The sequence below is a fragment of the Aeromonas sp. S19(2024) genome (assembly GCF_041402625.1).
Classification (GTDB): Bacteria; Pseudomonadota; Gammaproteobacteria; order Enterobacterales; family Aeromonadaceae; genus Aeromonas; species Aeromonas caviae.
In genome coordinates this window covers 714,744-727,656 of sequence record NZ_JBGLQU010000001.1, presented here as the reverse complement: position 1 = coordinate 727,656, position 12,913 = coordinate 714,744, and the positions used below count along the sequence as shown (strand labels likewise).

At 62.5% G+C, this 12,913-nt stretch carries 12 protein-coding genes and 1 pseudogene; 7 read left to right on the top strand and 6 right to left on the bottom strand.

Features of this window, described 5'->3' with window-relative positions:
* Positions 1-22: 22 nt before the first annotated feature.
* From aroQ to ACB037_RS03475, 6 genes and pseudogenes are all read right to left on the bottom strand, one after another.
* The gene (gene aroQ, locus ACB037_RS03500; protein ID WP_039040307.1) at positions 23-472 is read right to left on the bottom strand and encodes a type II 3-dehydroquinate dehydratase; all 450 of its coding nucleotides are present in this window, start codon (positions 470-472) and stop codon (positions 23-25) included.
* A 283-nt stretch (positions 473-755) separates the two neighbouring features.
* Entirely contained in the window at positions 756-2,702 is a 1,947-nt protein-coding gene (gene acs, locus ACB037_RS03495; protein WP_371174877.1) for an acetate--CoA ligase, read from the bottom strand.
* A 175-nt stretch (positions 2,703-2,877) separates the two neighbouring features.
* A pseudogene (locus ACB037_RS03490) lies at positions 2,878-4,665 on the bottom strand (EAL domain-containing protein).
* A gap of 106 nt (positions 4,666-4,771) precedes the next feature.
* The gene (locus ACB037_RS03485; RefSeq protein ID WP_042014461.1) at positions 4,772-5,140 is read right to left on the bottom strand and encodes a hypothetical protein; all 369 of its coding nucleotides are present in this window, start codon (positions 5,138-5,140) and stop codon (positions 4,772-4,774) included.
* Positions 5,141-5,147: 7 nt separating this feature from the next.
* Positions 5,148-5,816: a molecular chaperone TorD gene (torD, locus tag ACB037_RS03480; protein ID WP_202044083.1), complete on the bottom strand. Its 669-nt coding sequence runs from the start codon at positions 5,814-5,816 to the stop codon at positions 5,148-5,150.
* Positions 5,817-5,966: 150 nt separating this feature from the next.
* The gene (locus tag ACB037_RS03475; protein WP_069652090.1) at positions 5,967-6,254 is read right to left on the bottom strand and encodes a hypothetical protein; all 288 of its coding nucleotides are present in this window, start codon (positions 6,252-6,254) and stop codon (positions 5,967-5,969) included.
* Between the two features lie 341 nt (positions 6,255-6,595).
* Between ACB037_RS03475 and glyA the strand changes: the two genes are divergently transcribed.
* The 7 genes from glyA (at position 6,596) to ribE (ending at position 12,902) form a co-directional block, all read left to right on the top strand.
* Entirely contained in the window at positions 6,596-7,849 is a 1,254-nt protein-coding gene (gene glyA, locus ACB037_RS03470; protein WP_010675397.1) for a serine hydroxymethyltransferase, read from the top strand.
* Between the two features lie 87 nt (positions 7,850-7,936).
* Positions 7,937-8,371: a hypothetical protein gene (locus tag ACB037_RS03465; RefSeq protein ID WP_371174876.1), complete on the top strand. Its 435-nt coding sequence runs from the start codon at positions 7,937-7,939 to the stop codon at positions 8,369-8,371.
* Positions 8,372-8,505: 134 nt separating this feature from the next.
* Positions 8,506-8,955 carry a transcriptional regulator NrdR gene (nrdR, locus tag ACB037_RS03460; RefSeq protein ID WP_010675395.1) on the top strand — a complete coding sequence of 150 codons (450 nt, stop codon included), beginning with the start codon at positions 8,506-8,508 and terminating at the stop codon, positions 8,953-8,955.
* A 277-nt stretch (positions 8,956-9,232) separates the two neighbouring features.
* The gene (gene ribD, locus ACB037_RS03455) at positions 9,233-10,342 is read left to right on the top strand and encodes a bifunctional diaminohydroxyphosphoribosylaminopyrimidine deaminase/5-amino-6-(5-phosphoribosylamino)uracil reductase RibD (protein ID WP_039040300.1); all 1,110 of its coding nucleotides are present in this window, start codon (positions 9,233-9,235) and stop codon (positions 10,340-10,342) included.
* A gap of 55 nt (positions 10,343-10,397) precedes the next feature.
* Complete coding sequence (locus ACB037_RS03450) at positions 10,398-11,051, top strand: riboflavin synthase (protein WP_039040359.1); 654 nt, start codon at positions 10,398-10,400, stop codon at positions 11,049-11,051.
* A 137-nt stretch (positions 11,052-11,188) separates the two neighbouring features.
* Entirely contained in the window at positions 11,189-12,298 is a 1,110-nt protein-coding gene (gene ribBA / locus ACB037_RS03445; protein ID WP_039040299.1) for a bifunctional 3,4-dihydroxy-2-butanone-4-phosphate synthase/GTP cyclohydrolase II, read from the top strand.
* Between the two features lie 133 nt (positions 12,299-12,431).
* Positions 12,432-12,902 (top strand): 6,7-dimethyl-8-ribityllumazine synthase, encoded by a 471-nt coding sequence (ribE, locus tag ACB037_RS03440; RefSeq protein ID WP_010675391.1) that lies wholly within the window; start codon positions 12,432-12,434, stop codon positions 12,900-12,902.
* The last annotated feature ends 11 nt before the right edge of the window (positions 12,903-12,913 follow it).

The window sequence follows — 12,913 nt, the reverse complement described above, 5'->3', positions numbered from 1 at the left end:
TTCTTTATCTGATCAGTGATTATCAAGCCGCGCGCAACTGATGCACGGCCGCGGTTAAAGCGAATTGGTAACCATCGGCACCCAACCCGCAGATCACCCCCTTGGCGACATCAGACAGATAGGAGTGATGACGGAAGGGCTCCCTGGCATGAACGTTTGACAGGTGAACCTCGATAAAGGGGATGGCCACACCCAGCAGGGCATCGCGCAGGGCAACGCTGGTATGGGTGAAGGCGGCGGGATTGATGATGATGAAATCCACCTGGCCCATGGCCTGATGGATGCGGCCGATCAGCTCGTGCTCGGCATTGGATTGCAGATGTTCCAGGGTGACACCGAGTTCGCTGGCGCTGCGCGTCAGATCGGCGACGATCTCATCGAGCGTCTTGCTGCCGTAGATTCCCGGTTCCCGCTTGCCCAGCAGATTCAGATTGGGGCCGTTGAGCAGGAGGATTCGGTGATGTTGCGACATATTGAGTACATCCTCGATGATTATGCTGCTATCTATCAGCTATCTTTGGACTACCAAAAATCTAGCCAATTTTTGCACAAATCGGTGTGCCCTGACACACAGATTTCGCAATTATATTGATTTCGTGAAAATTAGCAGCATTTTACTGGTCTAATCTCTACATCTGGCTATTTATTGGTCTGGTTTGCCCGCAAGACCGGCCTGCCACCGAACTCTGCCCTGTCCGGATCCCGAAGACAACAAAGCCGGCACGTGGCCGGCTCTGTTGACGTGGGGAAGAGACTCACGCCGCTTCCGACTTCTCGCGGATCAGCTTGTCTACGACCCCCGGATCCGCCAGGGTGGAGATATCCCCCAGGCTGTCGGTTTCGCCGGTGGCGATCTTGCGCAAGATACGCCGCATGATCTTGCCGGATCGGGTCTTGGGCAGCCCTTCGGCCCAGTGGATCACGTCCGGGGTCGCGATGGCGCCAATCTCCTTGCGCACCCACTCCTTCACTTCCTTGTGCAGCTCGCGGCTCGGCTCTTCCCCGGCGATCAGGGTGACATAGGCGTAAATGCCCTGTCCCTTGATCTCGTGGGGAACACCCACCACCGCCGCTTCGGCGATCTTCGGATGGGCCACCAGAGCGGACTCGATTTCGGCGGTGCCCATGCGGTGGCCGGAGACGTTGAGTACATCATCCACCCGGCCGGTGATCCAGTAGTAGCCGTCCTCGTCGCGACGGGCACCGTCGCCGGTGAAGTAGCGACCCGGGAAGGTGGAGAAGTAGGTCTGCTCGAAGCGCTCGTGATCGCCGAACACGGTACGCATCTGGCCGGGCCAGGAGTCGGTGATCACCAGGTTGCCCTCGGTGGCGCCCTCCAGCGGCTCACCCAGGTTGTCCACCAGGGCAGGCTGTACTCCGAAGAAGGGACGAGTGGCCGAGCCGGGCTTGAGGGCGGTGACGCCGGGCAGCGGAGTGATGAGGATGCCGCCGGTCTCGGTCTGCCACCAGGTGTCGACGATGGGGCAGCGCTCGTCGCCGATGGTGCGGTAGTACCACTCCCAGGCTTCCGGGTTGATGGGTTCACCCACCGACCCCATGATGCGCAGGCTGGTGCGGGAAGTGCCTTCGACAGCCTCCTTGCCCTTGGCCATCAGTGCACGAATGGCGGTGGGGGCGGTATAGAGGATGGTTACCTGATGCTTGTCCACCACCTGGCTCATGCGGTTGGTAGCCGGGTAGTTGGGCACCCCTTCGAACATGACGGTGGTGGCGCCGTTGGCCAGCGGCCCGTAGACCAGATAGGAGTGACCGGTGACCCAACCCACGTCGGCGGTACACCAGTAGATGTCCTCTTCGTGGTAATCGAACACGTATTTGAAGGTGAGGGCGGCATAGACCAGATAGCCGCCCGTGGTGTGCAGCACACCCTTGGGTTTGCCGGTGGAGCCGGAGGTGTAGAGCACGAACAGGGGATCTTCGGCGCCCATGGCTTCGGGCGGACAATCCGGGCTGGCGGCGTTGACCGCATCATGCCACCAGATGTCTCTGTGCTCGTGCCAGGCCACGTTGCCACCGGTGCGCTTGAGGACGATCACCTTGCTGACCTTGGTATCCGGGTGGGTAAGGGCCTCATCCACGTTCTTCTTGAGGGGGATGGGGCGACCGCCTCGCAACCCCTCATCGGCAGTGATGACGACGGAGGCGCCGGAGTCGATGATGCGGCCCGAGAGCGCCTCCGGCGAGAAGCCGCCGAAGACGATGCTGTGCACGGCCCCGATGCGGGTACAGGCCAGCATGGCGATGGCCGCCTCCGGCACCATGGGCATATAAAGGCAGACCATGTGGCCACGCTTGACCCCCTGGGCTTTGAGCACGTTGGCAAACTTGCACACTTCGGCGTGCAGTTCGCGATAGGTGATCTTGCGATCTTCGGCCGGGTTGTCCCCTTCCCAGATGATGGCGACCTTGTCGCCGCGCTCGCTCAGATGGCGATCCAGGCAGTTGGCCGAGACGTTGAGCAGGCCATCCTCATACCACTTGATGGAGACGTGGCCCGGATCGTAGGAGGTGTTCTTGACGCGGGTGTAGGGGGTCATCCAGTCGAGGGTCTTGCCCTGCTCCCCCCAGAAGGCGTCCGGATCCTGCACCGATGCCTGATACATGGCTTCATAACCTTCCTTGTCCAGCAGGGCGCCGTTGCCGATGTGGGCCTTGACCGGGTAGACCTTGCTCTCGCTCATCTCTCACTCCTGTGAATACATTTTCTTAATGATTGAGTAACAACTTATACCTTTGGTTCCCGAGGGCAATTAGACTTTTGGATAGCGACGAAGATAGCGGGCGGGAAGCCATGATGATGAAGCAGAAGGGAGCCATGGGCTCCCTTCTTTGCTTGCGTGGTGGCGCGGCCAAGGCTCAATGGCGGAGGGGGAGCAGGGGAGGCAGGCTGGGTTCTGGCAGGGGATGGCTGAACAGGTAGCCCTGTCCCTCTTCGCAACGCAGGGATTGCAGGAACTGGCGCTGGGGCTGGGTTTCTATGCCTTCCGCCGTGACGGCCATGCCGAGGGAGCTGGCCAGCTGGACTATGGTACGGCACAGCTCGCGGCTGTGCTTGTCGTCGGGCAACGCCTGGACGAAGGCCCTGTCTATCTTGATGCGATCGATGGGCAGGCTCCTGAGCAGGCTCAGGGAGGAGAAACCGGTGCCGAAGTCGTCGATGGCGATCTGCACCCCCAGCGCCTTGAGACGGGTGAAGAGCCGCAGACTGTGATCCACGCTCTGGATGATGCTCTCGGTCACCTCGATCTCCAGCCGCTCGGCAGGAAAACCGGTCTCGGCCAGAATGGCTGTCACCCGCTCCACGTAGTCGTGGGAACGCATCTCCCTGACCGACACATTGACCGAGAGCCGGGGCACGGCGCGCCCTTCTGCCAGCCACTGCTGACCTTGCTGGCAGGCGGTGCGCATCACCCATTCGCCCAGTGGTTCGATGAGACCGCACTCCTCTGCCACCGGAATGAAACGGTCCGGGGATATCATGCCAAGGCTGGGATGCTGCCAGCGGATCAGGGCCTCCAGGCCGCTGAGATGACCATCCGCCAGATCCGTCATGGGTTGGTAGAGCAGGCGAAACTCTTGCTGCTCAATGGCCTTGAGCAGTCCCTGCTCCAGCAGCATCCGCTCCCTGGTCTGTGCCGTCATGTCGGGGGAGTGGAACAGATAGCCGTTGCGGCCACGGCGCTTGGCTTCATGCATGGCGTTGTCCGCCGCGCTGATGAGGCTGTCCGGGGTCTAGCCATGCTCCGGATAGATGGAGACGCCGATGCTGGCGGAGAGCCTCACCCGCTCCTGGCCGATGTCGGCGGGATCGTGCAGCCTGCGTTGCAACCCCTCGATGAGACCCAGCAGATCCTGGGTCTCCCTGATGGCGGGCAGCAACACCAGAAATTCGTCTGCCCCCAGCCGGATGGCGATGTCTCCGGGGCGCAGACAGTGGCGAATGCGGTCTGCCGACAGCTTGAGCAGCAGATCGCCGGCACTGTGCCCCAGGTTGTCGTTGATGAGCTTGAAGCCGTCGAGATCGATGAACAGCAGCGCCAGGACGTGGTGGTTCACCCTGGCCGTCTCTATCTCCAGGGTGAGGCGCTCTTGCAGCAGATGGCGATTGCCGAGATCGGTGAGGGGATCGTAATAGGAGAGGTGCTGCAAGCGGGCTTCGGCCTGATAGAGACGCAGTGCATGGCGGTGGGTCATCTCCTGCAGGCCGGGTGACGCGGGTGCGTCGAGGTGGGGGCCTGTCTGCGCGGATTCCCTCATCACGAGGAAGATGCCGCTGAAGGAGCCGTCCTCATCCAGCACGGAGCTGACGCTCACTTGCCAGCGTGCCGGGGAGGCCGCGCGGGAGAGACCGACCATCTCCACCTCAAATGTGCATCGGGGGGGACCTTGCCGCAGTTGCTGAAACAGCGGGAGCAGCTGGGGAGTCTGGGCAGGGACAATGTCGAACAGCGTCTTGCCCGGGTGCTCTGCCCGCGCGAGGCCGGTCAGTTCGGCAAAGCGTCCGTTGACGTCGCGACACCTGAATTCGTGATCGAAGACCCCAATCCCGACGGGCGCCTGGGCGAACAGCTGTTGCAACTCGTGGGGAGAGAGCGGGCCTGACAAATGCCGTGTCGGAACCGATTCGGGCAGCACTTTTTCCATGGAGGCTCCTGAATTGATTGCTTTGTCATTTGGACGACTGTGTCAGTATGGCAGGAAGTGTCAGGAGAGAAAGAAAGTGTGAGAAGGGTGTGAAATCAACGAGCTGTCAGCCTTTCTGGCGGCCAAACGCCTGGATCCCGCGAACGAACACCAGCCAGCCCACCAGATGAAACGGCAACGCCATGGCGTAGAGCACCAGCCAGTGGCTCTCGGTGCCGCTGCTGTTGATGAAATCTGCCCAGGCGGCGAGCAGGGCCAACATGCCCGCTATCTGGAAACGGCGACGCAGCACCACTTCCACCCCGAGATTAGCGAGGTAGAGGGTCAGCAGGATGCCGGCAAAGCCGGTGAGCTGGGCGGTGCCGTAGAGCGCGCGGTCCGGGTTGAACAGCAGCGTCACGAGGGGAGTGAGACCCTGATCCAGCGGGATCAGGGCCAGCAGCCAGCATGCGATAAGAAGCAGGGCTGTCTTCATGCCGGGCTCAGTCGGCGGACGGTGCCGGTTTGACCAGGGAGAGGTAGTTGGCGTCCATCTTGAGGAACACCCCCAGCAGGCGGGCACTGGCACCGTAGAAGCCAAACGTGTCGGCGGCCCGGCAGGCCTGCTCGAAGCGCTCGAACCAGCCCAGCAGGTGGCCGTGCAGCAGGGACTCCTGCTCGCCAAGCCACGCCTCGCGCTGGTCGGCGGTGGTTGCCTCGGCGGCGCGGATGATGAGGCTGCCCATCAGGTCCAGCTCGATGGCCAGATGATCGGCAGGCTCATTGTATTTGTCGCTGACATTGATGCCGAGGCGATCGAGGCGTGCCTGCATCTCGGTCATGGGGGCCTGCATCAGCTGCTTGCCTTCGCCCCGGTAGAGGGATTCGTAGGGCAGGGCGCCCTGCCCGGGAGCGCTCAGGAACAGGCCGGCGAAGTCGGCGGCCAGGGCCGTCTGGCGCTCGGGGCGCACCAGCAGGCGGGCGATGGCGTCGTTGAGCTCGGCCACGGCTTCGCGCATGGGGTCGAGAGTAGAGAGGCTCTTCAAGAAGCTGCGCACGTCATAGGTGTCGTATTCAGCGATCTGTGCATCACTGAGTTCGGCAGCAAACAGGGTGGAAAACCACCAGTAAAGCTCGGCCCGGCGTTCGCTGGTCGCCATGAATTCCTGCATTTTTCCTCCGTGGATGACAATCGGGAGCCTTGATGGCCCCCGATTCTAACGACTTTAAAAATAAAGGAAACTCATGAGGCCTTTTGGCCGGATAGCGCCAGGAGAGGGGGTCGCATTCGCGGGATGACCGTGGGCGACGAGGAGGCCGACCTACTCCTCGACGCGATAGAGCACCTGCTTGCAACGGGGGCAGATGTGCTGGCGGCGGTAATCCATCTGGTGCACCAGGCCGACCTCCCGCTGCTGATGATGACCGCAATGGATGCAGAAAATGAGATCCCCGTCGGCGGCGCCGGGATGGGCCGCCAGGTACTGCTCCCGGGTGGGAAGTGTCTCCCAGTTGGCGGTGCAGGCACCCTTGCGGCTGCCGGTGTAGTAGACCCAGTAGAAGAGAGCGAAGACCGCGACAATCACGAACAGCATCAGATGATCCATCATGGCGTTTCCCCTTGTGTTCCGGGATGGCAGGAAGCGACACCCGCTCGTGCAGATGTCCCATGGCCTAAAGATGTTATCTGTTAGTAAATGCTATATCCATGATCTGGCTCTGGTTTCTATCGCCTTGCCCGGGAAGCGGGGACGATGGCTGGAGCCGGATTGCTGGTGTGGGGAGGCCGGGGGGATGAGCGAAGCCAGGGGGCGGGATTCGAAATTTCCGACGTATTTTACATTTTATAAACAATTTTTTGGGTGGTTGGACTGTCTCTTTGATCCAGCTCACGTTACAATGCGCGGGCCCACTTCACCTATCGCGCAAACGATTTTCAGGAGATAAACGGATGTTGAAACGTGACATGACCATCGCCGGCTATGATCCAGAGCTGTGGCAGGCCATCACAGACGAGACCCGTCGTCAGGAAGAGCACATCGAGCTGATTGCGTCCGAGAACTACACCAGCCCCCGCGTCATGGAAGCCCAGGGCTCCCAGTTGACCAACAAGTACGCCGAAGGCTACCCGGCCAAGCGTTACTACGGCGGTTGCGAGTATGTGGATGTGGTTGAAACCCTGGCCATCGAGCGCGCCAAAGAGCTGTTCGGTGCCACCTACGCCAACGTGCAGCCGCACTCCGGCTCCCAGGCCAACAGCGCCGTCTACATGGCCCTGCTGCAACCGGGCGACACCGTCCTCGGCATGAACCTGGCCCACGGCGGTCACCTGACCCACGGCTCCCCCGTCAACTTCTCCGGCAAGCTGTACAACATCATCCCCTACGGCATCGACGAGTCCGGCAAGATCGACTACGACGAGATGGAGCGCCTGGCCGTTGAGCACAAGCCGAAGATGATGATCGGCGGCTTCTCCGCCTACTCCGGCATCGTCGACTGGGCCCGCATGCGCGAAATCGCCGACAAGATCGGTGCTTACCTGTTCGTGGACATGGCCCACGTGGCCGGTCTGATTGCCGCTGGCGTCTACCCGAACCCGGTGCCCCACGCCCACGTGGTCACCTCCACCACCCACAAGACCCTGGCCGGTCCGCGCGGTGGTCTGATCCTCTCCGCCGCCGACGACGAAGATCTGTACAAGAAGCTGAACTCCGCCGTCTTCCCGGGTGGTCAGGGCGGCCCGCTGATGCACGTCATCGCCGGCAAGGCCGTAGCCTTCAAGGAAGCGCTGGAGCCCGAGTTCAAGACCTACCAGGCCCAGGTCGTCAAGAACGCCAAGGCCATGGCGGCGACCTTTATCGAGCGCGGCTACAAGATCGTCTCCGGCGGTACCGACAACCATCTGATGCTGGTTGACCTGATCGGTCGCGAGCTGACCGGCAAAGATGCCGATGCAGCCCTCGGCAAGGCCAACATCACCGTCAACAAGAACTCCGTACCGAACGACCCGCGTTCCCCGTTCGTGACCTCCGGCGTGCGTATCGGCACCCCGGCCATCACCCGCCGCGGCTTCAAGGAAGCCGAGTCCATCCAGTTGGCCAACTGGATCTGCGACGTGCTGGACAGCCACGACAACGAAGAAGTGCTGGCGACCGTGCGCGAGAAGGTGCTGGACATCTGCCGCCGCTTCCCGGTCTACGCATAATCAGCCTGACCTTCAGGTTGAAGACCAATGCCACCCTCGGGTGGCATTGTTTTTTGCAGCGTCTGGCAAGATGAGACAGAGGTGATCATGTGCGATGACATGGAAGAGGACGTGCTGGAGGCGTCACTGCGGCAGACGGTTCGCGCCCAGTACCACTTTCGCGCCAGCGAACAGGGGCTGCTGGCCTGGGATGTGCGCCGCTTGATCCGGCTGAGCCGCAACCTGCCGGTGCAGGCGGTGGCTCTCGGCGAGATTGCCGAGCTTGACCGCGACCACTGGTACGGCCATGGCGACGCCACGCCCACGGTGCGCAGCGTGGTGGCGCATTGCCAGCTCATGATGGCGGCGGATCTCGCCTATCCCATCCTGCTGGACAGCGCTGGTCGGGTGATGGATGGCATGCACCGGGTGGGCAAGGAGCTGATGCTGGGTCACAGCCATGTGGCTGCTCGCCGGTTCGCGGCGGATCCTGCCCCCGATTACCAGGATTGCGACCCCGAGGCGTTGCCCTATGACGACTGAGTCCTGCCCGAAGGTCTGGCTGGTTGTCCCTTGTTTTCATGGGCTTTTACCGGTTCTGGATGGCCGTGTTACACTGGCCGGCCTAGCGCCAGCCCCCGGGGCCCGCGCCCATTTTCATCCACGCCGGAGGTCAGATGCATTGCCCTTTCTGTAGTGCCGTTGATACCAAGGTGATCGATTCCCGTCTGGTGGCCGAGGGCCATCAGGTGCGCCGCCGTCGCGAATGCCTGCTCTGTCACGAGCGTTTTACCACCTTCGAAATGGCCGAACTGGTCATGCCCCGCGTCATCAAGTCCAACGGCTCCCGCGAGCCCTTCAACGAAGACAAGCTGCGTGCCGGCATTCTGCGGGCGCTGGAGAAGCGGCCGGTGAGCATGGAGGCCATCGAGAAGGCGGTCAACCACATCAAGTCCCGCCTGCGGGCCACCGGTGAGCGGGAGGTGGCCTCCCAGCTGGTGGGCAATCTGGTGATGGATGAGCTCAAGAGCCTGGACAAGGTGGCCTACATCCGCTTTGCCTCCGTCTACCGCAGCTTTGAAGACATTCGCGAATTCGGGGAAGAGATCGCCAAGCTGGAGAAGTAACGCCGGCCTGTCGCTCCCTATGTGAATAAGAGAGGGGCTGCCGTTGCGGCAGCGCCAGTTGTTACACCAGTGAGACATCCAGATAGCGCATCGTTGTACTGGTGAAAAAGTATGAGGGCGTGCGGCCGCATCCTGCGATGTGTGTGCCCGTCGCCATGGCGTCAGATGCCATGGCCGATCTGCCCGAGAAGTCGTGCTGCAAGCGCGTACACCCTATTTTCTTGTCCCATCGGATGGCCGTGCCACGGGGGACAGGTTGCTGGACACAGGAGCCCGGATGTTTAGTCAAGACGATTACCAATGGATGAGCCGGGCCCTCGAACTGGCCCGGCGCGGCCGTTACACCACGGCTCCCAACCCCTGCGTCGGCGCCGTGCTGGTGAAGGCCGGCGTGGTGGTGGGGGAGGGCTGGCACAAGCGGGCCGGTGAGCCCCATGCCGAGGTCTATGCCCTGCACGCGGCAGGGGAAGAGGCCCGCGGTGCCACCGCCTATGTGACCCTGGAGCCCTGCTCCCATCATGGTCGCACACCCCCCTGCGCCGAGGCGCTCATCAAGGCCGGGGTGACCCGGGTGGTGGCTGCCATGGTGGATCCCAATCCCCAGGTGGGCGGGCGCGGCCTGCGGATGCTCTCCGAGGCGGGGATCAAGACCGATTTCGGCCTGCTGGCCGCGGAAGCCGAGGCCCTCAACCCCGGTTTCTTCAAACGGATGCGCACCGCGTTTCCGCTGGTGACGGTCAAGCTGGGGGCGAGCCTGGATGGTCGCACCGCCATGGCGAGTGGCGAGAGCCAGTGGATCACCTCTCCGGAGGCGCGCCGGGACGTGCAGCGACTGCGGGCCCGTCACGATGCGGTCCTCTCCAGCGCCGAGACCGTGCTGGCAGATGGCGCCTCCCTCACCGTGCGCTGGGACGAGCTGCCTCCCTCGGTCAAGGCGGTCTATCCCAAAGAGACCCTGCGCCAGCCACTGCGGGTCATCGTGGATTCGCAAAACCGGCTCACCCCGGATCTGCCCCTGTTCCAGAGCGAGAGCCCGGTACTGCTGGCCCGCCACAAGGCATCCGGTGAGTGGCCCGCCTGGGTGCAGCAGCTGGAGGTGCCGCTGCTGGATGGCAAGCTGGATCTGGTCAGCCTCTTCATGCTGCTGGCCAAACAGAACGTCAACTCGGTGTTGGTGGAGGCGGGGCCGCGGCTGTGCGGCGCCCTGCTGGAGAAGGGGCTGGTGGACGAGCTGGTGCTCTATCAGGCGCCCAAACTGATGGGGGATGAGGGGCGCGGCCTGTTCCATCTGCCGGGGCTGACCCGGCTGTTCCAGGCTCCCAAACTCAACCTCAAGGATGTGCGCATGCTTGGCCAGGATATTCGCATCACTGCGAAAATAGCCTGATTTTTCAATGTTCACGGGGGCATCCATCGCCCCCGTCATCAGCAAGGTGATCTGCATGTTTACCGGAATTATCGAAGCGGTGGGAACCCTGGCCGAGCTGCGTCGCCAGGGGGAGGACATGGCCCTCACCGTGCACGCGCCGACCCTGGACTTCAGTGACGTCAAGCTGGGCGACTCCATCGCCACCAACGGCGTCTGTCTCACCGTGGTGGCGCTCGGGGATCACAGCTATACCGCCGACGTCTCCCTGGAAACCCTCTCCCGCACCGGTTTTTCTGCCGCCAAGGTGGGGGATCCGGTCAACCTCGAGAAGGCGTTGATGCCCACCTCCCGCCTCGGCGGCCACCTGGTCTCTGGCCACGTGGACGGTATCGGCGAGGTGAAGAGCAAATCGTCCAGCGGCCGCGCCATCGAATACTGGATCAAGGCGCCGGGGGAACTCTCCCGCTACATCGCCGAGAAGGGGTCGATTGCGGTGGATGGCATCAGCCTCACCGTCAACGCCGTGCAGGGGGATCTGTTCCGGCTGACCATCGTGCCCCACACCGCCCAGGAGACCACCATCGCCCGCTGGAAACCCGGCTACCGGGTCAACCTCGAGGTGGACCAGATAGCCCGCTATCTGGAGCGGCTGATGACGGGCAAGCGCGAGGAGAGCAGTGCCTCTACCCTGACCCTGGAGAAGCTGGCCCAGTCCGGATTCTTGTGAGCCGTTTTGACGGGAAAACGCGGTTCTGTGATCCCGCGCGGATTGAAACGGGGCCGCGTGCCCCCATCTAGAGCACAATACGCAGTATCAAGTCGAGCCGACTGGCTCAATCCCCAAGCATGTTGATGGAGTAGCCCATGGCGCTGAGCACGACCCAGGAAATCATTGCCGATATCAAGGCTGGCAAGATGGTGATCCTGATGGATGACGAAGACAGGGAGAACGAAGGGGACCTGATCATGGCCGCCTCCTGTGTCCGCCCGGAAGACATCAACTTCATGGCGCGCTACGGTCGTGGCCTCATCTGCCTGACCCTGACCCGGGATCGCTGCAAGCAGTTGGCGCTGCCGCTGATGGTCGATCGCAACAATGCCCAGTTCTCCACCGCCTTCACCGTCTCCATCGAGGCGGCGGAAGGGGTGACCACCGGCATCTCCGCCGCCGACCGCGCCGTCACCGTGCAGGCTGCGGTGGCGCCCCATGCCAAGGCCGCCGATCTGGTGCAGCCCGGCCACATCTTCCCGCTGATGGCGCAGGATGGCGGTGTGTTGACCCGCGCCGGCCACACCGAAGCGGGCTGCGATCTGGCCCGGCTGGCCGGCTTCGAGCCTGCCTCCGTCATCGTCGAGATCCTCAACGAAGACGGCACCATGGCCCGGCGCCCGGATCTCGAGATCTTCGCCGAGCAGCACGGCATCAAGCTCGGCACCATTGCCGACCTTATCGAATACCGCAACCAGCACGAGACCACGGTAGAGAAGGTGGCCGAGTGCAAGTTGCCCACCGAATACGGCGAGTTCGACCTCGTCACCTTCCGCGACACCATCGACAACCAGGTCCACTTCGCCCTGAAGAAAGGGGACGTGAAGGCCGACCAGCCGACCCTGGTACGGGTGCACCTGCACGACGTGCTGAGCGATCTGCTGCTCACCGACCGCCACAGCGCCCGCAGCTGGCCGCTGCCCAAATCCATGGCCCGCATCGCCGACGAGGGCGGGGTGCTGGTGATCCTGGGGGCGGAAGCCCATGGCGCCGAGCTGCTGGCCAGGGTCAAGGGTTTCGAAGCCGCCGACAAGGGGCTGGCACCGGAAGGGGCCAAGTGGCAGGGCACCTCGCGCCGGGTCGGGGTCGGTTCCCAGATCCTCAAGGCGCTGGGGGTCGGCAAGATGCGCCTGTTGAGCTCCCCCAAGAAGTACCATGCCCTCGGTGGCTTTGGTCTGGAAGTGGTGGAGTACGTCGGCGAGTAAGCGCTGCGTACGGTTGAATTCATCACCATGGCCGCCCGTTGCGGCCATGGTTTTTTGTCGCGGCTCTGTTGTGCTAGAATGCGTGCACTTTTGAGCCCGGCCCCTAATTGATTGCACAGAGACAGGATTTCCAATGAAGATTATCGAAGGAAATATCGCCGCTCCCGAGGCGCGTGTTGCTATTGTCGTTGCCCGTTTCAACAGCTTCATCAATGACAGCCTGGTGAACGGCGCGCTGGACGTGCTGAAGCGTCAAGGTCAGGTCCAGGAGAGCAATCTGACCCTGGTGCGCGTACCGGGGGCCGTCGAAATTCCCCTGGCGGCCAAGAAGCTGGCCAAGAGCGGTCAATACGACGCCATCGTCGCACTCGGCACCGTCATCCGCGGCGGTACCTACCACTTCGAACTGGTAGCGAGCGAGAACGGCAAGGGTCTGGCCCAGGTGATGATGGAATACGACATTCCCGTTGCCTTCGGCGTGCTGACCACCGAAAACATTGAACAAGCCATCGAACGCGCCGGTACCAAGGCGGGTAACAAGGGTGCAGAGGCTGCACTGAGCGCGCTCGAAATGATCAACGTCCTGAAACAACTGGACGTGTAACGAGGAGAAAT

What these genes read in the sequence shown, in the direction of transcription:
- ribD (WP_039040300.1), top strand. Translation starts at nt 9,233, where the DNA reads ATGTTTAGTCAAGACGATTACCAATGGATGAGCCGGGCCCTCGAACTG.
- acs (WP_371174877.1), bottom strand. Translation starts at nt 2,702, where the DNA reads ATGAGCGAGAGCAAGGTCTACCCGGTCAAGGCCCACATCGGCAACGGC.
- ACB037_RS03475 (WP_069652090.1), bottom strand. Translation starts at nt 6,254, where the DNA reads ATGATGGATCATCTGATGCTGTTCGTGATTGTCGCGGTCTTCGCTCTC.
- torD (WP_202044083.1), bottom strand. Translation starts at nt 5,816, where the DNA reads ATGCAGGAATTCATGGCGACCAGCGAACGCCGGGCCGAGCTTTACTGG.
- glyA (WP_010675397.1), top strand. Translation starts at nt 6,596, where the DNA reads ATGTTGAAACGTGACATGACCATCGCCGGCTATGATCCAGAGCTGTGG.
- ACB037_RS03485 (WP_042014461.1), bottom strand. Translation starts at nt 5,140, where the DNA reads ATGAAGACAGCCCTGCTTCTTATCGCATGCTGGCTGCTGGCCCTGATC.
- aroQ (WP_039040307.1), bottom strand. Translation starts at nt 472, where the DNA reads ATGTCGCAACATCACCGAATCCTCCTGCTCAACGGCCCCAATCTGAAT.
- ACB037_RS03450 (WP_039040359.1), top strand. Translation starts at nt 10,398, where the DNA reads ATGTTTACCGGAATTATCGAAGCGGTGGGAACCCTGGCCGAGCTGCGT.
- ribE (WP_010675391.1), top strand. Translation starts at nt 12,432, where the DNA reads ATGAAGATTATCGAAGGAAATATCGCCGCTCCCGAGGCGCGTGTTGCT.
- ribBA (WP_039040299.1), top strand. Translation starts at nt 11,189, where the DNA reads ATGGCGCTGAGCACGACCCAGGAAATCATTGCCGATATCAAGGCTGGC.
- ACB037_RS03465 (WP_371174876.1), top strand. Translation starts at nt 7,937, where the DNA reads ATGTGCGATGACATGGAAGAGGACGTGCTGGAGGCGTCACTGCGGCAG.
- nrdR (WP_010675395.1), top strand. Translation starts at nt 8,506, where the DNA reads ATGCATTGCCCTTTCTGTAGTGCCGTTGATACCAAGGTGATCGATTCC.